Annotated in this window: 15 protein-coding genes; 12 read left to right on the top strand and 3 right to left on the bottom strand. The window is 71.5% G+C overall.

Features of this window, described 5'->3' with window-relative positions; translation table 11 throughout:
* Positions 1-66: 66 nt before the first annotated feature.
* From QSK45_RS01745 to QSK45_RS01735, 3 genes are all read right to left on the bottom strand, one after another.
* Positions 67-1653 carry a long-chain-fatty-acid--CoA ligase gene (locus tag QSK45_RS01745; RefSeq protein ID WP_285552473.1) on the bottom strand — a complete coding sequence of 529 codons (1587 nt, stop codon included), beginning with the start codon at positions 1651-1653 and terminating at the stop codon, positions 67-69.
* Positions 1650-4757, bottom strand: a complete 3108-nt coding sequence (locus QSK45_RS01740) for a type I polyketide synthase (protein WP_285552471.1) — start codon at positions 4755-4757, stop codon at positions 1650-1652. Before QSK45_RS01740 ends, QSK45_RS01745 begins: the two co-directional genes overlap by 4 nt.
* Before the next feature lie 89 nt (positions 4758-4846).
* Positions 4847-5182: an acyl carrier protein gene (locus QSK45_RS01735; protein ID WP_285552470.1), complete on the bottom strand. Its 336-nt coding sequence runs from the start codon at positions 5180-5182 to the stop codon at positions 4847-4849.
* Positions 5183-5867: 685 nt separating this feature from the next.
* Here QSK45_RS01735 and QSK45_RS38285 point away from each other — a divergent pair.
* From QSK45_RS38285 to QSK45_RS01680, 12 genes are all read left to right on the top strand, one after another.
* A complete protein-coding gene (locus QSK45_RS38285) occupies positions 5868-6890 on the top strand; it encodes a diacylglycerol kinase family protein (protein WP_490993491.1) in 1023 nt (340 codons plus the stop codon).
* Positions 6859-7713: a maleylpyruvate isomerase family mycothiol-dependent enzyme gene (locus tag QSK45_RS01730; protein ID WP_285552468.1), complete on the top strand. Its 855-nt coding sequence runs from the start codon at positions 6859-6861 to the stop codon at positions 7711-7713. Before QSK45_RS38285 ends, QSK45_RS01730 begins: the two co-directional genes overlap by 32 nt.
* A 356-nt stretch (positions 7714-8069) precedes the next feature.
* On the top strand, positions 8070-8840 hold the full coding sequence (locus tag QSK45_RS01725; protein WP_285552466.1) for a thioesterase II family protein: 771 nt from the start codon (positions 8070-8072) through the stop codon (positions 8838-8840).
* 160 nt (positions 8841-9000) lie between these two features.
* A complete protein-coding gene (locus tag QSK45_RS01720; protein ID WP_285552464.1) occupies positions 9001-9894 on the top strand; it encodes an SAM-dependent methyltransferase in 894 nt (297 codons plus the stop codon).
* Positions 9895-10574: 680 nt separating this feature from the next.
* Positions 10575-11018 (top strand): SRPBCC family protein, encoded by a 444-nt coding sequence (locus tag QSK45_RS01715; protein ID WP_285552462.1) that lies wholly within the window; start codon positions 10575-10577, stop codon positions 11016-11018.
* A 170-nt stretch (positions 11019-11188) separates the two neighbouring features.
* Entirely contained in the window at positions 11189-13666 is a 2478-nt protein-coding gene (locus tag QSK45_RS01710; RefSeq protein WP_285552460.1) for an MFS transporter, read from the top strand.
* Between the two features lie 153 nt (positions 13667-13819).
* Positions 13820-16375, top strand: coding sequence for an ATP-binding SpoIIE family protein phosphatase (locus tag QSK45_RS01705; RefSeq protein WP_285552458.1), 2556 nt, complete (start codon positions 13820-13822; stop codon positions 16373-16375).
* A gap of 103 nt (positions 16376-16478) precedes the next feature.
* Positions 16479-17198 carry a class I SAM-dependent methyltransferase gene (locus QSK45_RS01700; RefSeq protein WP_285552456.1) on the top strand — a complete coding sequence of 240 codons (720 nt, stop codon included), beginning with the start codon at positions 16479-16481 and terminating at the stop codon, positions 17196-17198.
* Positions 17199-17555: 357 nt separating this feature from the next.
* Positions 17556-18389 (top strand): M55 family metallopeptidase, encoded by an 834-nt coding sequence (locus tag QSK45_RS01695; protein WP_285552455.1) that lies wholly within the window; start codon positions 17556-17558, stop codon positions 18387-18389.
* Positions 18382-19686, top strand: coding sequence for a M20/M25/M40 family metallo-hydrolase (locus QSK45_RS01690; RefSeq protein WP_285552453.1), 1305 nt, complete (start codon positions 18382-18384; stop codon positions 19684-19686). The genes QSK45_RS01695 and QSK45_RS01690 overlap by 8 nt, the downstream gene beginning before the upstream one ends.
* Before the next feature lie 24 nt (positions 19687-19710).
* Positions 19711-21663: an LpqB family beta-propeller domain-containing protein gene (locus QSK45_RS01685; RefSeq protein WP_285552451.1), complete on the top strand. Its 1953-nt coding sequence runs from the start codon at positions 19711-19713 to the stop codon at positions 21661-21663.
* Entirely contained in the window at positions 21660-22583 is a 924-nt protein-coding gene (locus tag QSK45_RS01680; RefSeq protein ID WP_285552449.1) for a S66 peptidase family protein, read from the top strand. Before QSK45_RS01685 ends, QSK45_RS01680 begins: the two co-directional genes overlap by 4 nt.
* Positions 22584-22592: the final 9 nt, after the last annotated feature.

Raw genomic sequence — 22592 nt, 5'->3', positions numbered from 1 at the left:
TTGTGGACACCGAAATGCGCCGGTCACGCGCCGTGGAGGGCGCCGACGTGGATATACCGGCCGTACTCAGCGGCCGACCCGCGGCGTCTTCTCCGCGAGTTCGCCGCGCACCATCCTGCGCAGGACCTTGCCGCTCGGATTCCTCGGCAGGGCCGCGGCGAAGTCGTAACTGGTGGGCACCTTGAAGTCGGCGATGCGGCCGCGCAGGGACAGCATCAGCTCCCGGGGGGTGACGCGCCGGCCCGGCTCAAGGACCACTCGGGCGTGCACCGATTCACCCCACCTGGGGTGCGGAATACCCACGACCGCGACTTCGAGGACCGCTGGGTGGGCGCACAGCGCGGCCTCGATCTCGGCGGGATATACGTTCTCTCCCGCCACGATGATCATGTCGTTGACGCGGTCGCTGACGAACAGGTAGCCGTCCTCGTCGAGGTAGCCCGCGTCGCCCATGCGGATCCATCCGTCGACCAGGGTCTCGGCCGTGGCGTCGGGGCGACGCCAGTACTCCAGCATCCGGGCGGGCGAGCGCACGCAGACCTCGCCGACCGTGCCGGGTGGCAACGGTTTGCCGTCCCGGTCGATGATCCGCAGCGTGATGCCCGGGTACGCCCGGCCGGCGGCCAGCAGCCGGGGGTTGCCCTGCCGGTGGTCCTCGGGTGGCAGACAGGCCGCGAAGTTACCTGTCTCGCTGCTCCCGTAGATCTGCAGGAAGTCGCAGTCGATCATCTTCATGCACTGCTCAAGCAGTGGCGCCGAGATGGGGGAGCCACCGTAGACGACTTTGCGCAACGACTGGAAGCACGCGGGGTTGGCATCCGGCTCGTTGAAGAGCAGTTGCAGCATGGCGGGCGCCACGATCGCCGTGGTGATCCGCAGTTCTCTGATGAGTCTGAGAGCTGACGAGCTGACGAACATGGGCATGGAGACGATCGTCGCCCCGGCGTTGAAGCCCTGCATCGCGTAGGAGAAGCCGCCTATGTGGAAGCCCGGCAGCCCGATCAGGCTGCGGTCGCCCGGCAGCCAGTCGAACCAGTCGAGACTGTGCTGCTCCATGGCCTCGGCCACGTTGAAGAAGCTGCGGTGCGGCAGCACGACACCCTTGGGCCGCCCGCTGGTGCCGCTCGTGTAGATCTGCACCACCGCGCTTTCCCGGTCGCCGCCCGATCGCGGGTCGGTGTCCGGGTGCGGTGCGGTCCAGCCCACCCAGCCCGCGCCCCCGCCTTCGGAGTCGTCGGCGAGAACAACGGTCCGCAGGCGGTCGAGCCGGTCGCGCACACCTTCCGCGACGGCTCGACAGCCTTCGTCGACCACCAGCAGCTCCGTGCCCGAGTCCGCCAGGATGTGGTGGACCTCGTCCGGAGTCAGCCGCCAGTTGACGGGCACCAGCACCGCGCCGGTCTTCGCGCAGGCGAAGGCGAGCTCCCAGTAGCGTTCCGACTCCTTGCCCAGGTACGCCACCCGGGAGTCGCGGCCGACCTGTGAGGCGAGCAACGCCTGTGCCACCCGGTTGCTCTCCTGGTGGAGCGCCTGGTAGGTGAGACTGCGGCCTTCGCACAGGATGGCCGGGTGATCCGGCTGACGGGCCGCCTGGTATGCCAGAGCCGCGTGGAGCGTGTCGGTCTTCTTCGCGTCCATCATGGCGCCCTTCATCGCGACGACGGGATCAGCAGACTGCGGATGGAGTCGGCCAGGAGATCGATACGTGATTGCTCGAACGCCACGGCCGTCGGAAGCGAAACGGCGAACACCTGCTCAAGCCGATTCTTCAGACTGACGGCCGTGAGCGAATCAAGGCCCAAGGAGGCGAAATCCGCATCAGGTTCGATGTCCTCGACGTCCTGGTAGCGGAGAATCGCCACCAGCTCGCGGCGTATCGCTTCGTTGATCGCCCCGTTGTTCGCGTCCGCCGGCCACCCGGCCGACTCGGGCGCCACAGCCTTGCTCTCCTCTTCGAGGGCTGCGGCGGGCGGCGCCTCGGGCAGCGGACCGGGAGAGGCACTCGGTGCCCGACCGGTGCCGGACGGCAGCCAGTACCGCTTTCGATCGAACGTGTACGTCGGCAGGTCCACGCGCCGGTGGGCAGTGCCCCGGTGGTACGCGGCCCAGTCGACGGACAGCCCGGCCATGTACAGGCTGGCGACAGCCTGGTCGACGGTCGCACCGTACTCGTCGCCCGCACGGCTGCTGGCGGCCCACAAATGGTCGTTCCTGGTGACGCACCGGCGCGCGAGCGAGATCAGGGAGGCCGAGGGGCCGATCTCCACGAACGCGTGCGTACCGCGGCGCTCGACCGCTTGTACCGCGCCCAGGAAATCGACGGGTTCGAGCAGATGGCGCACCCAGAAGGCCGGATCGGCGAATTCCGAGGCCCGGACCACCTTTCCGGTCAGCGCCGATACCACGGGCAAGCGCGGGGCACGGCAGTGGATGCCTTCGAACAGGGCGCGGAACTCGTCGGCCACCTCCGCCATCAGCGGTGAGTGGAAGGCGTGCGAGACGGGGAGCCGCTTGACGCGCATGTCCCGTCGGCGCGCATCCTCCAGCAGGGCTTCCAGCGAACGCGAACCGCCCGAGACGACGCACTGGTCGGGAGCGTTGATCGCCGCCAGCGCGAGATCGTCGTACGGGCCGAGCAGCGGGCCGATCTCCTCCGCCGCCACCGCCACGGCCGCCATGGCGCCCGGGGTGCTGACCGACTGCATGAGCCGGCCGCGTTCCGCGGCGATCCGGGCACCGTCCTCCAGGGAGAAGACGCCGGCCACCGTCGCCGCGACAAGCTCACCGATGCTGTGCCCGACCAGCACGCTGGGCCGCACTCCCCAGTCCGTCCACAGCTCCGCCAGCGCGTACTCCAGGCAGAGCAGGGCCGGTTGGCTGTACCGGGTCTGATGGATGTCGTCGCCGTGGTCGTCGGCGCCGACCAGCATGTCCCGCATCGAACGCCCTGTCAGGGGGCGGAGTACCCGGTCGCATTCGTCGACGCGCTCCCTGAAGACAGGAAAGCGCCGGTAGAGCGCCGCCGCCATTCCCGAGAACTGCGACCCCTGCCCCGAGAAGAGGAAGGCCGCTTTGCGCGCGCCGCCGACGGGCAACGCTCCGGCGGAGTGCAGGCGCCGATCCAGCAGCTGCGCCAGCTCTTCCCGGCTGGTGACCGCTCCTGCCAGACGCACCTTGTGGTGAGCCCGCCCGGTGTTGGAAGTGAAGCAGATGTCGGCCAGGGACGGTGGTGCGTCGGCGGTGAGGAACTGCTGGTACCGCCGGATCTGCGAGCGCAAGGAGCGGTCGTTCTTCGCCGACAAGGTGAAGACATGGCCCCGCTCCCCGTCGGCCCCCGGATGACGGTCGGACGACTCGGCGTGCCCCTCCAGGGCGGGTCCGGCACAGTGAGCCGGAGCTTGTTCGAGCACGGCCGTGGCAATCGTCCCGGCGAAGCCGAAACCGTTCACCAGCGCTCGGCGGGGGGTGCCCTCCCAGGTGAGCTCGCCCGTGGGCACCGTGACCGGGTACCTTTCCCAGGGTATGCGCCCCGAGGGGCGCTCGAAATTGAGGTGCGGGTAGAACTTGCCGGCCTGCAACTGCAGAACGGTCTTGACCAGACCGGCCATTCCCGCGGCACCCTCCAGGTGCCCGATGTTGGTCTTCACAGAACCGACCGTCACCGGTGCGGCTTTGTCGTGCGATGCCGCGAAGAGTGCGGCGATCGAGCCCATCTCGATCGGGTCGCCCAATGGTGTGCCGGTGCCGTGCGCCTCCACGTACTGGATGTGCCCCGGTTCGAGACCGGCCGCGGCCAGCGCGGCCCCCATCACCTGCTCCTGCGCCTGTCCGTTGGGCACGGTCAGGCCCGCGCTCTCACCGTCCTGGCGCACCGCGGTGCCACGCACGAGCGCGAGAACGGCGTCCCCGTCGCGTTCGGCGTCCGACAGACGCTTCAGGACGAGCACGCCGCATCCCTCGCCGCGGGCGTACCCGTCAGCCGAGTCGTCGAAGGTTTTGCACCGGCCGTCGGGGGACAACATGTTGGCCGCCCGTAACGCACCGTTGCTCACCGCGTTGTGTATCAGGTTCACGCCGCCGCACAGGGCGATGCCGCACTCCTTGTTGCGCAGTCCCTGCACGGCCAGGTGCAGCGCGACCAGTGAGGAGGAGCACGCGGTGTCGACACTGATGCTCGGCCCCCGCCAGCCCAGTAGGTAACTGAGCCGGCCCGGCACGCTGCTGTGCGACAAACCGGTGCCTATGTAGCTGTCCACCTCATCTGCGCGCACGCCCGCGGTGTCCAGTGCGTAGTCGAAGGAGCTGACGCCCATATAGACACCGCCTTCACGGTGCCGCCATGCCCCCGGAGGTATGGAGGCGTTCTCCAGCGCCTGCCACGTGGTCTCCAGGACCATCCGCTGCTGCGGGTCGAGGTAGGCCGCCTCACGAGGAGAGATGTTGAAGAAGGCGGCGTCGAAACGGTCGATCTCGTCCAGGAAGCCGCCGATGACCGGCTGTGCGTCCTCGGGATCCGAGCCGGTGAGCATGTGCCGTCGGCTCTCGGGCAGGGGACGGATGCCTGACCGGCCCTTGGCGAGGAACTCGTCGAAATCCCGCAGGCTTTCGTTACCACCGGGAAACCTGAGTCCGGCTCCCACGATGGCGATCGGTTCGTGCTTCTCCAGCAACAGCTCACGGATCACGGCGTCCTGCTCGTCGATCTTCCGCAGCAGGTCGCTCGGGGTCGCTTCGGAAAGCTCAGAGTTTTTTGACAACGTCCCGTCTCCGTGTCGGGTTGGGCCACGCCCCGTGGGGCTCTTCGGTCAGGGCGCCCAGAGATCGCGTGTGGGCTGACGGCGACGCTTCAACGGTGGAGGTCCTCATCGGGATCGGCGAAAGCGTCGGCGATGACATGCTCGGACAGATAAGAGACGAGCTGCTCGACCGTCGGCCTGTTGAAGAGCTGTGCGACCTCGAGTTCGCATCCGAGCACCTTGTCCAGGGTGTATTTGATCTCGGACAACTGCAGGGACGTCAGACCCAGTTCGAAAAAAACGGAGTCGGGCGCAAGGTATTCGTCGTCTTCCATCAGCAGGGCTGACTTCAGTTCGTGTGTCACCAGCTCTTCCAGAGCTTCGCGCCGGTCGTAGAGCGGAATCTCCAGGAGATCACTTATTTCCGTGATGCGTTGATCTGCCATCACGAGATGGGACCACACCGAACTGACCTGCCGCTGACACACGCCTGACACCTCCAGCCGGAGTCCGCCGGGCGTGAAGGGCGGGGGATGCCACGTGGGGCGGGACCGGAGCCAGGCCCCGTGCCCGCGACACAGGTGGCCACCCTGTGCGCCACTCTCCTGGCCTGCTCGCCAGAGCGGCGGGGTACTGGTCGGGGATCGCGGACGGACGAGTGGACACCCTGAACCTCCAGTCGGGGGTGAACGACGCCCGGTCGGTCATGGCCAGAAGCACGTGCCGGGCTCCCGATCGGGGCTTCGTCGTGAGCGCTGCCCCCTCTCCCGCGGTGTGGAGCGCGCTGCCCTCATCGGCGTCAGTGCCGTGTCAGTGCCGTGTCAGTCGCGTGTCAGTGCCGTCTCAGGGCTGCCTGGCAGGGTTGGGCGCGAACCGCCCGGGACGGTCGTCACGCCGCATTTCGCGCCACACACGAGCAAGTGCCATGTCACGGTGACCCGGGTCCTCCTTCCGGGGCCCTCGCGGAGACGGGGTTCCGCGGGTCCGGGCAACAGGGCGCGTTCCGTTCCCTCCGTCGTCCCGATATGGAGCTCGCTTTCATGGCAGCACAGGCAACCTCCACTTCCAGGCGCGCCCTGGGGGTCACCATTCGATGGCGGGCACCAGGCGACGCCGAGAAGGCGGTCAAGCATGCCTCGGCCGGCCGTCTCGGTCCGCCGCCTCGACCTCGTCGTGGTGGTGGGCGGTGACGGTGCGGTGCGAGAAGTCACGGCGGGATTGATCGGCCACGACGGTCCCGCGGCCGCCGACATGGCGATCGTCCCAGCCGGTACGGGGGACCTTGCCTGCGGGATGCCGCGGGGCGAGCGTCCGTGGGCGGCGTCCTCGGCGGAAGTCGTCCGTACCGGTGGCGACGCGGCACCTCTTTCACGGCTCGGCCTCGTCTGCGTACGCGGGACGGGCGCCCACGTCCTTCTGGGCTGCTGCTCCGGTGTGACCGCCGAGACACTGGTCAAGGTCCGCTCACTACCAGTGACCGGCACGGCTCGCTGTGCGCCGGCCCGTGCTGAGACCGCCGCCTCGTTCACCCCCTGCTCGGGCCGGGTGACCGTCGACGGCGTCGTGCTCCGTGAGGGACCGGCCGTGCCGACGGACTCGGGGTGCGGGCAGTACCGGGTGCCGCCGTACTCACGACTGGACGACGGGCTGCCCGACATCCGCGTGATCGAGGGGGAAGTGCCGCCCAGCGGCGTCCCCGCACTCGCGGCTGACGCGGGCCGCACGGGTGCTCCCGCACAGCACGGGCGCTGCGAGAGCGGCGCAGCGGAGCGGCGGGACGGTGAGGCTTCCTGCTTCGAGCGCGACGGCGAGCTGCGGCGGCCGGGCCCGGGGAGGATCTCTTCGACGCGTGTCCCCACGCCCTGCCCGTCTGGGCACGCCCACCGAGGTTCTGTTCGCCCGTGCCGCGCACGAACCGCGGGGCGCGCCTGTCCCAGCGTTTCACCAGCCGCTCCGCCGGCCTGCGGTCCGGCTGTGCACCAGGGGCCCTCGTCCGGTCCCGCGATTCCGGGAGTCTCGCCCTCAAGTCGGTATCCGCACCGGTGGTGCGGGAGCGACATGACGTCATCACGATCAAAAGCCAGCGTCGCGACTCGGCGGTGCGTAAGTGGGGAGGCATTCAGTGTCCTCGATCGACTTCAAACGCCTGTGTGAGGGCGTGTTCTCGGAGACCGAAAGCTTCGTGGCCGCCCTGGACGGTGTGCCCCTGGAGCAATCGGTGCCGACCTGCCCCGGATGGACCGCCGGTCAGCTCATGGTGCACGTGCACCAGGCCCAGGAGTGGGCGGCGGTCATTGTCGAGACCCGGGCCACCCAGAGGGTGTCGCTGCTGGAGATCGGTGGCGGTGACGGCGACCTCTCCGGCGACTGGAGCGAGCAGATCCACCAGCTGACGCTCCGCGCGCTCGACAGCTTCGGCGATCCGGTGGATCGAAGGCGTCTGTCGCAGTGGATCACCGACGGGGCCCGGAGGCTGACCTCCGCGCTCCTTGAGGCCGGACCGGACACGGCCGTCTGGCGGGAGTTCTGCCCTCCGCGCGCGAGGACCTGGGCCCGCTGGGCGTTGCTCGAGACATCGCTGCATCGGGCGGACGCGGAAGTGCTCGCCGCCCGGGAGTTCCGCATCGACACCGATCTCGCGGTCGACAGCATCGACCAGTGGCTCGCTTATGTCCGTGAACCTGCCGCGGCGCCGTTCCTCGACCCCCGGTTGGCGAACATGAAGGGCAACGGCGAGCGACTGCGCTTCCAGCCCACGGACGTGGACGGTCACGAAGGGTGGCTGGCGGTGTGCACTCCCCAAGGACCGGCCACCTCCGCCTGGCGACCGGGTGACGGCGATGACGTGGTTGTCCGCGGAACGGCTTCGGATCTCCTTCTGCTGCTCAAGCGCCGGATTCCCGAGGCGGGGTCCTCCGTGACGGTGACCGGTGAGAGGGCCCTGCTCGAACGATGGCTGGACAACGTTCTGTGCTGAGGCCCGCTGATGCCTCGTAGGCCGACCCGCAATCCGGCAGTTTCGAGGCGGACGAGACCTCGGCCCTTCGGCGGCAGGCGTGGCGCGGCACCGCATCGGACGCCGCGTTCGCCGGGAAGCACGTGAGCGCCCGGATGCCGGGCCGGTTGCCCAAGCCGCGGCGAACCGACGGACCTCCGCTTCGGCTCGGTGACAGCGGCACCCACGCAGTGCTGCGCCGCGTCGCCGGGCTACGACGACCGGCTGCCGTTCCCGCCCACTGCCGTGTCCGCTGCCTACGGGAAGGCGTGACGGCGCATCGAGGAACCGCACGCCGCAGACAAACGCCCCCTCACGACGACGCAGACCGAGGCCACATGTCACACGCACCCTCGCAACCCGGTGAATGGTTTCCGCCCTCAGGCCGCGCCCCTGACGACGACGCGGACGTCCAGTTGTTCCTCTTCCCGCACGCCGGCGGAACTGGCGCGATGTACCGGGAGTGGGCGGCGACGGTGCCTGCCACCGTCGAGCCGCGCGTGCTCCATCTGCCGGGCCGGTGGGGACGTGGGGACGAGGCGCCCCTCACCCGGCTCCCGCTGCTGCTGGCGCGCATAGGCGAGGCGCTGGAAGCCGAACTGGACGGCCGTCCCTACGCGTTGTTCGGACACAGCTTCGGCGCGCTTCTGGCGTATCGGCTTGCCGTTCAGTTCGAGAAGGAGGGCATGACGGCGCCCTCCGTGCTGGCCGTCTCCGGCTGGGTGCCCGGCGAGGACATACTGGCGAAGCAGCGGGCGGTACCGGAGATGTCCGATGACGAACTCATCGTGGCGGTCAAGGAGTTGGGGCTGTTGCCTACGGGGTCCGTACTGGCTGAAGAGCTCCTGAGAACGGCGCTGCCGGCGCTGCGCGCTGATTTCGGGGCGGCGGCCGACTACTTGGACGACGGTGCGCAGGTCTCCTGTCCGGTGGTCGCGTTCGCCGGCCGGTCGGACCCGCTCGTCGCCGCGAGCGCGATGGGGGTGTGGGCCGATCGCACCTCGAACTTCGTCGGCGTCACGGAGTACCCAGGAGACCACTTCTACCTCTTCGACCACGCCATTTCCATGCAGCTGAGCCTTCGGCAACTTCTGCAGCTCCCGACGTAGCCGATGTGGCCCGTGCAGGGACCCGCGCGCATGGGCGGCTTCAGGACGGACCGACCTTCGGACAGCCTGAGTACCGTCCACGGATTCTCCACCCTTCTTCCAAGGCGCGCAGCGTCCCCGACATCGCTTGCGTCGAATACCGCACAGAGAGGACGAAATTGTGTCCGACATCAAACCGCCCAGTGGAATCGGATGGACCGCACTGCTCACCGCGTATTGCCGGTCGGTCGAATCCGAACGGCCGGACCGCCTCTTCAACGATCCGCTGGGGGCCGTGTTCGCTTCCGGAGCGGCTGAGACGAGCACGCCCGACGCTGAAAGGCCCCGCCTCGGGCCGGCGAACGGCGACCACGCAACCGGGATGTGGCACTTCTACTGCACCTACATCGCGATGCGGACACCGTTCTACGACCAGCGCCTCACGCATGCTGTCGCGTCCGGCTGCCGGCAGGTCGTTCTTCTCGCGGCGGGACTGGACAGCCGCGCGTACAGGCTTGATCTGCCCGACGACACCACGGTTTTCGAACTGGACCAGGACGCCGTTCTGGACTACAAGCAACGCGTGCTCGACCGGGAGCAGGCGCAGGCGTCCTGCCGCCGCGTCCCGATCGCGGTCGACCTGCGCGAGGAGTGGACCGGGCCGCTGCTCGCTGCGGGCTTCGACCCGGAAAAAGCGACCGTGTGGATAGTGGAGGGCTTGTTGATGTACCTCTCTGACAGCGACTGCTCCCAGCTGTTGAAAACGGTGGGCTCGCTGTCGGCACCGGGCAGTCGACTGGTCACGGAGTACTACAGTCGGCAACCGCGGGTCGAGGACATGCGAAGTGGTTCGAAGGACGAACAGGAACAGGCCTCCTGGGCGCTTGCCATGGAACAGTTCGACACCGGTCCCACGTCTTCTCCCGCCACTTGGCTGGCGGATCAGCGATGGGAGCTCACGGGTCTCACGCACGTGGCCGCGGAGACCCATCGATGGAATCGTCCACTGCCGACCGAACTCGACCAGAACGACATCATTCTCTGGCTCCTCGAAGGAGAGTTCAAGGCGACCTGAGAGCGACCCCGGCCGGGGCCCGTCTCACAGCGGAGACGGCCCGGCTCGCGGCATCCACCGGCGTCGTGCGCGCGGAGTGCGCGATGTCCGCCGGGGAGGCGCGGCCGGTCCGGGTGTGGTTCGGCGTGCCCCTCGCGACGCGCCGGGCGAGCGTCCCAGGGCTCGCGTACGACGTGGTCACGGTGGCCGGCTGTGGGGCGGCGTCGTCGGTCCTGGCCCACTGCGGCGGCATCTCGTGGTCGCAGGAGGCACCGGCCGTCTGCAGGCATGCTGACGCGAGGAGTCTTACGGCCGTTGTCCAGAGCGGGGTGCCGTGGTTCTCCACCTGCGGCAGGCGACGCGAGGGGAACTCCAGACCACCGCCGAAGCCGAGCGGCCCCACACGCCCGGCCGGGAACGCATGACGCGATTCCGCGAGGATCGCGCGTACGGGTGGTCACGGCGTCCGCCCCGAACAGGGCGCGGCGTCGGGGGCCCGGCCGTGTTCGACGGGCCCGTCGGTGAGGTTGTCCCAGCGCATGACCCCTCCTCGATGGCGCTCGCCCGACATAATCGAACAACTGTTCCCGTAATCGCGCGCGTCCCGGAACGCGCGCCGACGCGCCCCCCGATTTGGGCGGCCGGGACCCGGGGTGGTTGGCTTTTCCCAACCCCGAGCAATCAGGTCCTGGAGGAACGCAATGGCGCAGGTCGAGGCCACTACGGAGCGGGTCGTCGCGGCGGACGCGGAGAAGGTGCTCGACGCCCTCGCCGACTACCGTGGCACCCGGCAGAAGCTGCTGCCCGAGCAGTTCAGCGAGTACGAGGTGCGCGAGGGCGGCGACGGCGAGGGCACCCTCGTCCACTGGAAGCTCCAGGCCACCAGCAAGCGGGTGCGCGACTGCCTGCTGGAGGTCAGCGAGCCCACCGACGGCGAACTGGTCGAGAAGGACCGCAACTCCTCCATGGTCACCACCTGGCGGGTCACCCCCGCCGGTGAGGGCAGGGCGCGGGTCGTCGTCACGACCACCTGGAAGGGGGCCGGCGGCATCGGCGGCTTCTTCGAGCGGACCTTCGCCCCCAAGGGCCTCGGCCGCATCTACGACGCCGTACTCGCCCGCCTCGCCACCGAGGTCGAGAAGTAGTCCCAACCACCGGACGGCGAAGGGACGTTGCCTCCCTTCACCGGTTCGAGTGGAAGTCCCGCCCACCGGGAACCGCCCCGTAACTCACCGCAGTTGTTCGTAGTTGTCGCCTCGCGCGAGGAATTGCACGGGTACGGCAGCCGCGAAGACGGCGACGAGGGGAGCGGCACGTGGGCGGGACGACTCCGGTGGATCACGACACTCTCGTGCTCCCGACTGCCCGGAAAGCGCCCGACGCGGCCGCCGGTGAGGAAACCGCGGCGGAGCGCGCGGCGGCCGCCCCCGCGGCCGCGCGGCCCGCCCCCTCCCTGAGCCCTCGCCGGGTGCGGCTGGTCTTCCTCGGGCTGATGCTGGCCATGCTGCTGGCCGCCCTCGACCAGATGATCGTCGCCACCGCCCTGCCCAAGGTGGTCGGCGAACTCCACGGCCTGGACCGGATGTCCTGGGCGATCACCGCCTATCTGCTGACCTCCACCATCGGCCTGCCGTTGTACGGCAAGCTCGGCGACCTCGTCGGCCGCAAGGGCGTCTTCCTCTTCGCCATCGCGGTCTTCGTCCTCGGCTCCGCGCTCGCCGGACGCGCGGGCGACATGGACCAGTTGATCGCCTTCCGCGCCCTCCAGGGCGTCGGCGCGGGCGGACTCATGATCGGTGTGCAGGCGATCATCGCGGACATCGTGCCGCCCCGGCAGCGCGGCCGCTACATGGGCCTGATCGGCGCCGCCTTCGGAGTCGCCTCCGTCGCGGGTCCCCTGCTCGGCGGCTACTTCACCGACCACCTCTCCTGGCGCTGGTGCTTCTACGTCAACGTCCCCTTCGGACTGGTGACGTTCGCCGTCGTCGCCACCGTGCTCAAGCTGCCGAAGCCGGAGGTGCGCGGCCGCCTCGACGTGTCGGGCGCCCTGCTGCTCGCCGCGGCCTCGACCTGTCTGGTGCTGCTGACCAGTTGGGGCGGCACCGAGTACGCGTGGGACTCTCCGCAGATCCTCGGCCTCGGCGCGGGCGCGCTCCTCGCCACCGCGCTCTTCCTCGTCGCCGAGCGATTCGCCGCCGAGCCCGTCATCCCGCTGCGGCTGTTCCGCGACTCCGTCTTCAACGTCACCGGTCTGGTCGGCCTCGTCGTCGGTGTCGCCCTGTTCGGCGCCGCCAGCTATCTGCCCACCTTCCTGCAGATGGTCGACGGGGCCAGCGCCACCGGCTCCGGGCTGCTGATGCTGCCCATGACGGCGGGCATCGTCGTGGCCTCCCTGCTGTCCGGCCAGCTCATCACCCACACCGGCCGCTACAAGCTCTACCCCGTGCTCGGCAGCGCCGTCTCCGTCGCCGGCATGTGGCTGCTGTCCCGCCTCGACGCCGGCACCTCGCGGCTGGAGTACAGCATCTGGATGGCGGTGCTCGGCGCGGGCATCGGCATGGTGATGCCCGTGCTCGTCCTCGCCGTGCAGAACTCGGCGCGCCCCGCCGACCTCGGCACCGCCACCAGTGCCACCAACTACTTCCGGCAGATCGGCGGCAGCGTGGGCGCCGCCGTCTTCGGCACCCTCTTCGCCAACCGGCTCGCCCACGCCCTGCGCCGGGAAGTGCCCCCGGGCGCCGGTGCCCGGCTGCCCGACCCCGAGTCCCTCACCCCGCAGCTCGTCCACGCCCTGCCCCCGGCCCTGCGCGACGCCTACGTCCGCGCGTACGCCGACGCCATGCCCCGGGTCTTCCTGTACCTCGTCCCGGTGCTCGTCCTCGGCCTCCTCGTCGCCTTCTTCCTCAAGGAGAAACCACTGGTGTCCCACCACACCACCGAATCCGACCCCGACAGCCTCAACGTCTCCGTCCCGCAAGCCCGCCCCCGGCCCTCGGCCGGGGCGACCCCGACCTCGCCCCGCGCGCCGTACGCCGCCGGAATCCCGGTGTGCGGCACGGTGCAGCACACCGACGGCTCCGTGGTGCCCCGCGCCGCGCTCACCCTCATCGACGTCACCGGCCGGCAGATCGGCCGGGGCGCGAGCGGCGACGACGGGCGGTACGCGCTGAGCACGCCCGGCTCCGGGTCGTACGTCCTGATCGCCGCCGCCGGCGGCCATCAGCCGCAGGCCGTCTCCGTCACCGTCGGGGAGCGGCCCGTCGAACTCGACGTCGTCCTCGGCGGCGCCGGACGCCTCGCGGGCAGCGTGCTCACCGCCGACGGCAGCCCGGTGCGGGACGCGACCGTCACACTCACCAACGTGCACGGCGAGGTCGTCGCCACCACCCGCAGCGGCCGCGAGGGCGGCTACGTCATCACCGAGCTGGTCGCGGGCGAGTACACCCTCGCCGCCAGCGCCCCCGCCTTCCGCCCGGCCGCCCTTCCGGTCAGCGTGCAGGCGTCCCGGGAGACCCGGCAGGACGTCGAACTCGCGGGCGGGGCCGTGCTGCGGGGCGTCGTGCGGGCGAGCGGGGGGCGGCCCGTGGAGGACGCCCGTGTCACGCTTCTGGATGCCGCGGGCAACGTCGTGGACACCCTCACCACGGGGGCGGACGGCGCCTTCCGGTTCGTGGATCTGTCCTCCGGCGAGTACACGGTCATCGCCGCGGGTTACCCGCCGGTCGCCACGGTCCTGCAGGTCGCGGGGGGTGGCCGCACGGAAAGGGATCTCCAGCTGGGGCACGAGGACTGAGGCGGCGCAGGCCGGGGTGCCGGTCCACCGGCCGGTGCGATCATGTGAAACCAATTCCCGTATTGCCACACATCGCGACCGGCCGCCGCCGTACGGTAGTGGCGGGCGGCACAGATCGTTTGCGAACAGCCGTGGGGAGAAGGGGCCTGGGTCATGGACCGTGGCAGCGAGCGGGACACGGCTCCCGGGCGCGGCGTCGGCGACACCGAGGCGGGCCGTATTCCGCTTGCCGTGATCGTCGTGGGCCGCGACGGCATGGTGTCCCACTGGAGCAGCGGTGCACGGCGTCTGTTCGGCGTGGCCCGCGAGGACGCCGTCGGACGCCCGGCGGGCGATCTGCTGCCGGTCTCCGGCGCGCTCCCGGACCAGCTCCGGGGCGGTCCGGCACCGGACGCGCACGCGGCGTACGAGTCCTACGACGGGCGCCCGGACGGCGAGGCGGAGTACGGGGGTTCGGCCGCCGACGACCTGGGCCCCGCCCTGGAGGCGTCCCTCGGCGGGCAGACCTCCTTCGCCACGGCCGGCCGCGCCCGCCTCTTCACGCCCCGGCACCGGGAGACCGACGGCGAGCCGCACGCGGCCGACCGCGCGCCGGACCCCGACCGCGAGCGGCTCGACGTGCTCTGGTGGGCCTACCCGTTGGTCGGCCCCGGCCCCGCCCGGCTGCTGGTGCTCGCCGCCGACGCCACCCGGCTGCGCGAGGAACGCGGTGACGACGACGAGACCGCCGAACGCATCGCGCCCGGCTTCGCCCGCCACACCGAACTGCCCGCCTTCGACGAACTCGAACGGCGGCTGCCGGAGATCCTGCCCAGCATGGGTCCGGGCCTCAGCGGCCGCATCGTCTCCCAGGTCCTCGACCTCGGCTACCCCGTCCTGGAGTTCAGCCGGTTCGAACGGGTCCCGGTGACCCCGTACTGGGGCGTGCCCCGCCGACCCGGCCGCGTCCCCGTCGAGGCCGTTCGCGTACCGCGACAGCGCACGCCCCTCGTGACGGGCGCCCCGGCCGGCGCCGAACAGGACCTCGAGTACGCCGCCGTCCGCGAGCGCCTGGAATTCCTCAACGAGGTCAGCTCCCGCATCGGCTCCTCCCTCGACCTCGGTGAGACCATCCGCGAGGTCACCAGCGCCGCCGTGCCCCGCTTCGCCGACTTCGCCGGCACCCATCTGCGCGCGGCCGTCCTCGCGGGCGAGGGTTTCCCGGACGGCCCGCCCGACGCCAGCACCGTCATGTTCCGCGTCTGGGTGGAACACAACGACGAACCGGGTCGCTGGGACGACACCGTGCCGGCCGGCGAGGCCTTCGCCTTCCCCGAACACACCCCGTTCTACCAGTGCATGGTCACCGGCGAGCCGGTGCTCATCCCGAAGGTCACCGAGGACCTGTCCGAGCGCATCTCCGGCGAGTTCGAGAAGCGCGACCTCAGACCGCTGATCGGCGGTCGCTCCCTGCTGATCGTGCCGCTCAAGGCGCGCAACGTCGTCCTCGGTTTCATGGTGCTGATGCGCCGCCCCGACCGGCCCGAGTTCGACGACATGGACCGCACCACCGGCGCCGAACTCGCCGCCCGCGCGGGCCTCGTGCTCGACAACGCGCGCATGTACACGTACCAGGAGAACGTCGCCGACACCCTCCAGGACAGCATGCTCCCGCAGGTCACCCCGCGGATGGCGGGCTGCGACGTCGCCACCCGCTATCTGCCCGGCACCCGGCTCGGACGGATCGGCGGCGACTGGTTCGACACCATCAAGCTGCCCGGCTCCCGCACCGCCCTCGTCGTCGGTGACGTCATGGGCCACGGCCTCAACTCGGCCGCGATGATGGGCCAGTTGCGCACCGCCGTGCAGACCATGGCCGCGATGGAGACCCCGCCGGTGCAGCTGCTGCGCAATCTGGACGACCTGGCCCGCCGGCTCGGCGACAACTACCTCGCCACGTGTCTCTACGCGGTCTACGACCCGATCCGCGGCGAGGTCACCCTGGCCAACGCCGGACACATCCCGCCGGTGGTGGTGCGCGCCGAGGACGGCAGCAGCGAACTCCTCGACCTGCCCACCGGCGCGCCCATCGGTGTCGGCGGCGTCCCCTTCGAGGCCGCCCGGATCCGGGTCGCGCCCGGGGACCGGCTGGTGCTGTGCACCGACGGCCTGGTCGAGGTGCGCGGCTCGGACATCGGCGAGGGGCTCGCCGCGCTCTGCGAGTCCGCCGCGCACCCCGCCGCCTCCATGGACGCCGCCTGCGACACCATCATCCGCGCCCTCAACACCCGCGGCGGCCGCAAGGACGACGTCGCCCTGCTCATGGCCCGCCTCAACGGCATACCCGCCGAACACGTCGCCGAATGGTGGCTCCGCAACGAGCCCCGCGAGGTGGGCAGGGCCCGCCGCCTGGTCCGCGAGCAACTCCTCGCCTGGGGCCTGCCGCAGACGGTGGAGACCGCGGAACTGCTGGTGAGCGAGGTCGTCTCCAACGCCGTGCAGCACGCCGAGGGCGACCGGGTCGGGCTGCGGGTGGTGCGCACCGACGCGCTGCTGTTCGAGGTCACCGACGACGAACCCGCCCTGCCCGCGATGATCGCCGCCGGTCCCCGGGACGAGTACGGCCGCGGGCTGCGCGTGGTCAGCAGGCTCGCCCGGGAATGGGGCGCGAGCGCCACCGGGCACCGTAAGACGGTCTGGTTCGAACAGCCGGTCACGGGGAGCCGCTGAACCGGGGGTGACGCCGACACCCGGCGAAGACGGCCGCCCGGCCCTTGCCCGCACCCGGGCCCGCACGATATCCCGATCACGGCAACCGATCGTGGGAGAGTGCATGAACGTTTCCGACAACTACCGTGGCAACTGGGAGAGTTACTGGAGCCAGACCTCCGACGCTCCCGGCGAGGCGATCTGGGACTCGGACCCCTCGCTGGCCGCCGAGCCGCACTCCGCGCTGCTCCTGCCGCACGCCGACCCGGCCCGCACCATAGTCGACCTGGGCTGCGGCAACGGGACCCAGACCCGCTACCTGGCCACCCGGTTCGCCCGCGCCGTCGGCGTCGACCTCTCGCACGCGGCCGTCGAGCACGCCCGCCGTGCCGCGGGCGACGCGCCCGTGGAGTTCGAGCAACTGGACCTGACCGACGGCGACGCGGTGAAGGCCCTGCACGAACGGCTCGGCGACTGCAACGTCTACATGCGGGCGGTCATCCACCAGAGCGAGCCCGCCGCGCGCTCCGCGGTCGCCGCCGCCGTCGCCACGCTCCTCGGCAGCGCGGGCCGCGCCTTCGTCGTGGAACTCACCCCCGCCTCCCGGGACGTCCTCAAGCGCGCCGCGGCCGAGCCGTCCGGGCCGCCGCCCAAGCTCCAGCGGGTCTTCCACCACCACCTCAAGCCCGCCGACGCCGACGAGGGCGAGATCCCGCGCCTGCTCGGCGAGGCCGGTCTGGCCGTCCTCGCCGAGGGCGACACCGTCCTGCCGCAGACCGAACACCTCACCGACGGCACCCGGATCGACCTGCCCGCGCGCTGGTTCGTACTCGCGGGGAGGTAGCGGCACGGGGGTGCGCGGGGCGGCCGACGGCGCCGTCCCGCGCACCGGTGGGCGGGGGGCGGGCGCGGGCGGCCTCGTCCGGCCCCCGGCCGCTGGGGCCGTGGAGCAGTCCGCCGACGGCTGGGGGAGACGCGCACGGAGAACGGGCCGAGCCGCGCTACGCGCGGGTCGCCCGCGCCGGCGGAGGCGGCGTGGTCGCCGTGCCCGGCAGCAGCCGGGTGAACGTCTGGGTTCACCAGGGGGAGTGGTCGAGCCCGCGCTCCCTCGGTCACGACTTGTGCGGAATCGGGGATGTCACCACGGCGCCGAGTGACTTCTGGTGGTCCGGCGACCCCGCAGCGCGTAACGTGACGCCCCATGAAGATCCTCATCAGTGCCGACATGGAGGGGGCCACGGGCGTCACCTGGCCGGCGGACGTGTTGCCGGGGACGCCGCAGTGGGAGCGGTGCCGAGGGATGTTCACCTCGGACGTGAACGCCGCCGTACAGGGCTTCTTCGACGGCGGCGCCGACGAGGTGCTCGTCAACGAGGCCCACTGGACCATGCGCAACCTGCTGCTCGAACAGCTGGACGAGCGGGTGGAGATGCTCACCGGGCGGCACAAGGCGCTGTCCATGGTGGAGGGCGTCCAGCACGGGGACGTCGACGGGATCGCCTTCATCGGCTACCACGCCGGCGCGGGCATGGAGGGCGTACTGGCCCACACCTACCTCGCCAACCAGATCACCGGCGTCTGGATCGACGACGTCCGCGCCAGCGAGGGTCTGCTCAACGCGCACGTCGTCGCCGAGTACGGCGTCCCCGTCGTCCTCGTCACGGGCGACGACGTGGCCTGCGAGGACGCGCTCGGCTACGCGCCCGAGGCGCTGAAGGTCGCGGTCAAGGACCACGTGTCACGGTACGCGGCCGTGTGCCGCACCCCGGCCCGCACCGCGGCCGCCATCCGCGCCGCCGCCAAGGAGGCCGCGCGACTCGCCGTGCGCCACGAGCCCGTCGAGGCCGGGCCGTTCACCGTGGCCGTGGAGTTCGACGCCGAGCACCTGGCGATGGCCGCGACCGTGGTCCCGGGCGTCGCGCGCGTCGGCGAACGCAAGGTGGCGTACACCAGCGCCACCATGTACGAGGGCATCCGGACGTTCAAGGCGGTCACCACGATCGCCTCCGCCGCCGTGGAGGAGCAGTATGGCTGACGTGCAAGCCCTCGACGAGGTCGTGGAGTTCACCTCGGGGCTGATCCGGCTCGACACCACCAACCGGGGCGGCGGCGACTGCCGGGAGCGGCCCGCCGCCGAGTACGCGGCCGAGCGGCTGGCCGGCGCGGGGCTCGAACCGCTGATGCTGGAGCGCACCGGGGGCCGCACCAACGTGGTCGCCCGGATCGAGGGCACCGACCCGGGCGCCGACGCCCTGCTCGTCCACGGTCACCTCGACGTGGTGCCGGCGGAGGCGGCCGAGTGGAGCGTGCACCCCTTCTCCGGGGAGATCCGGGACGGGGTGGTCTGGGGGCGCGGCGCCGTCGACATGAAGAACATGGACGCGATGATCCTCGCGGTCGTCCGCTCCTGGGCCCGCGAGGGCGTGCGGCCCCGCCGCGATCTGGTCATCGCGTTCACCGCCGACGAGGAGGCCAGCGCCGAGGACGGCTCCGGGTTCCTCGCCGACGAACACGCCGAGCTGTTCGAGGGCTGCACCGAGGGCATCAGCGAGTCCGGCGCCTTCACCTTCCACGACGGGGCCGGGCGGCAGATCTACCCGATCGCGGCAGGGGAGCGCGGCACCGGCTGGCTCAGGCTCACCGCGCGCGGCCGCGCCGGGCACGGCTCCAAGGTGAACAACGAGAACGCGGTCACCCGGCTCGCCGCCGCCGTGACCCGCATCGGCGAGCACGAGTGGCCGCTGCGGCTCACCCCGACCGTGCACGCCGCGCTCACCGAACTGGCCGCGCTGTACGGCATCGACCCCGACTTCCGCGACGTGGACCGGCTGCTGGAGAAGCTGGGCCCCGCGGCCGAGCTGGTCGAGGCCACGGTCCGCAACAGCGCCAACCCGACCATGCTGGACGCCGGTTACAAGGTGAACGTCGTCCCGGGCGAGGCCGTCGCCCATGTGGACGGACGCTATCTGCCGGGCGGCGAGGAGGAGTTCGCCGCGACCCTCGACCGGCTCACCGGCCCGGACGTCGACTGGGAGTTCGCCCACCGCGAGGTCGCCCTCCAAGCTCCGGTGGACGCGCCGCTGTTCGGGCGGATGCGGGACGCCGTGAAGGAGTTCGCGCCCGAAGGGCACGTCGTGCCGTACTGCATGTCCGGCGGCACCGACGCCAAGCAGTTCTCCCGGCTGGGCATCACCGGTTACGGATTCGCCCCGCTGAGACTGCCCGAGGGCTTCGACTACCAGGCGTTGTTCCACGGCGTGGACGAACGGGTGCCCGTCGAGGCGCTGCACTTCGGCGTCCGCGTCCTCGACCGCTTCCTGCGCACGGCCTAGACGACACCGGGGGAGGACCACACCATGCTCAAGACGCCGTACGGCACCTGGCCGTCACCCATCGACGCGGAACTCGCCGCCGCCCACGACGGCCGGCCCGACTGGGTGGGCTTCGTCGGGGACGAGACCTGGTGGACGGAACCCCGCCCCGGCGAGGGCGGCCGCCGCGCGCTGATACGGCGCCGCGCCGACGGCACCGAGGAGTCACTGCTGCCCGCGCCGTGGAACGTGCGCACCCGCGTCATCGAGTACGGCGGCCGGCCCTGGACCGCCGTCGCCGAGGGCGCCGCTCCTCTCGTGGTGTTCGCACACTTCGCCGACCAGCGCCTCTACCGGTACGAGCCCGGCGGCGAACCCCGCCCGCTCACCCCCCTCTCCCCGGTCGGCGGCGGACTGCGCTGGGCGGAACCGCACATCGACCTCGCACGGGGCGAAGTGTGGTGCGTCCTGGAGGAGTTCACCGGCGACGAGCCCGGCGACGTGCGGCGCGTCCTCGCCGCCGTGCCGTTGGACGGCTCGGCCGCCGAGGCCCGGAGCGCGGTGCGCGAACTCACCGAGGAGCGGCACCGGTTCGTCACCGGGCCCCGGCTCTCCCCGGACGGCCGACGCGCCGCCTGGCTCGCCTGGGACCACCCGCGGATGCCCTGGGAGGGCACCGAACTGCGGGTCGCGGAGGTCGGCGAGGACGGCCTCCTGCACGACGCGCACACCGTCGCCGGCGGAGTGGACGAGGCCGTCGCGCAGGTGGAGTGGACGGCGGACGGCAGGCTCCTGTACTCCAGCGACCGCGGCGGCTGGTGGAACCTCCACCGCGACGGCGTCCCGCTGTGCCCCCGCGAGGAGGAGTTCGGCGGCCCCCTGTGGCAGCTGGGCCTGCGCTGGTTCGCGCCGCTCGACAGCGGGCTGATCGCGGTCGTGCACGGCAAGGGCTCGACCCTGCTCGGCATCCTGGACCCGGAGTCCGGGGAGATCGTGGACGCGGCCGGGCCGTGGACCGAGTTCGCCCCGAGCCTCGCCGTGCACGGCGGCCGGGTCGCCGCCGTCGGCGCCAGCCCGCGCACCGCCTACGAGGTGGTCGAGCTGGACACCACCACGGGCCGTGCCCGCGCCGTCGGCGCCCGCCACCGGGACCCGGTGGACCCCGCCTACTACCCCGAGCCGCAGATCCGCGTCTTCACCGGGCCCGACGGCCGCGAGGTGCACGCACAGGTCTTCCCGCCGCACCACCCCGGGCACGCCGCGCCCGACGGCGAGCTGCCGCCCTACGTCATCTGGGCGCACGGCGGCCCCACCAGCAGGGTGCCGCTCGTCCTCGACCTGGAGATCGCCTACTTCACCTCCCGGGGCATCGGCGTCGCCGAGGTCAACTACGGCGGCTCGACCGGGTACGGCCGCGCCTACCGTGAGCGGCTGCGCGAGCAGTGGGGCGTGGTCGACGTGGAGGACTGCGCGGCCGTCGCCCGCGCGCTCGCCGAGGAGGGCACCGCGGACCCCGGGCGGCTCGCGATCCGGGGCGGCAGCGCGGGCGGCTGGACCACCGCGGCCTCCCTCACCGGCACGAACGTCTACGCCTGCGGCACCATCCTCTACCCGGTCCTGGACCTGACCAGCTGGGCCTCCGGCGGCACCCACGACTTCGAGTCGCGCTACATGGAATACCTGATCGGCCGGTTCACCGACGTGCCGACCCGGTACACCGAGCGCTCGCCCGCGAGCCACGCCGACCGGCTCACCGCGCCGTTCCTGATGCTCCAGGGGCTGGACGACGTCATCTGCCCGCCCGCCCAGTGCGAGGAGTTCCTCGCCCGCGTCCAGGGCAGGGGCGTCCCGCACGCCTACCTCACCTTCGAGGGGGAGGGCCACGGCTTCCGCAGGGCGGACACCGTGATCCGCGCCCTGGAAGCCGAACTCTCCCTGTACGCCCAGGTCTTCAAGCTGGACGTGCCCGACCTCCCCCGACTGGAGCTGCGCCGATGAAGCCCCTCACCCGCCCGCCGCGGCTGGCCCCGGGCGCCCGGGTGGCCGTCGTCGCCCCCAGCGGACCCGTGCCCGAGGAGCGCGTCCAGGCCGGCCTCGACGTGCTGCGCGGCTGGGACCTCGACCCCGTCGTCATGCCCCATGTCCTCGACCGGCACGGTGAGCTGGGCTACCTCGCGGGCCGCGACGCCGACCGGGCCGCCGATCTCCAGCGCGCCTGGTGCGACCCGTCGGTGGCCGCGGTGCTGTGCGCCCGCGGCGGCTACGGCGCCCAGCGCATGGCCGACCTGGTCGACTGGGAGGCGATGCGCGCGGCCGGGCCGAAGGTCTTCGTCGGGTTCAGCGACGTCACCCACCTGCACCAGGCGTTCGCCACCCGGCTGGACCTGGTCACCCTGTACGGGCCGGTCGCCGCCGGCATCGACTTCATCAAGAGCGTGCGGGCGCAGGAGCACCTGAAGGCCACCTTGTTCGCGCCCGAGACGGTACGGACCCTCACCACGGCCGGTACGGCCCTGGTGCCCGGCCGGGCCCGCGGGGTGACCCTCGGCGGCTATCTCGGCGGGCTCGCCGCCGATCTCGGCACCCCGCTCGCCCGCCCCGGCGCCCGCGGCGGACTGCTCATGATCGAGGACGTCACCGAACTGCCCTACCGCATCGACCGGCTGCTCACCCAGCTGCTGCGCTCCGGCTGGCTCGACGGAGTCGCCGGGATCGGGCTCGGGTCCTGGGAGCGCTGCGGCCCGTACGAGGAGGTGCGCGCCGTCCTCGCGGACCGGCTCGGCGGCCTCGGGGTGCCGGTCCTGGAGGAGATGGGGTTCGGGCACTGCGAGGGCGCGCTGACGGTCCCCTTCGGGGTCGCGGCGGAGCTGGACGCGGACGCGGGGACGCTGACGCTGGCGGAGCCCGCGCTGCGCTGATCCCGGGCC

Origin of the sequence: Streptomyces hygroscopicus subsp. hygroscopicus, from assembly GCF_030269125.1 — a bacterium.
Classification (GTDB): Bacteria; Actinomycetota; Actinomycetes; order Streptomycetales; family Streptomycetaceae; genus Streptomyces; species Streptomyces hygroscopicus_C.
The sequence above is the reverse complement of the archived record's forward strand: the minus strand, read 5'-3'. Positions and strand labels throughout refer to the sequence as shown.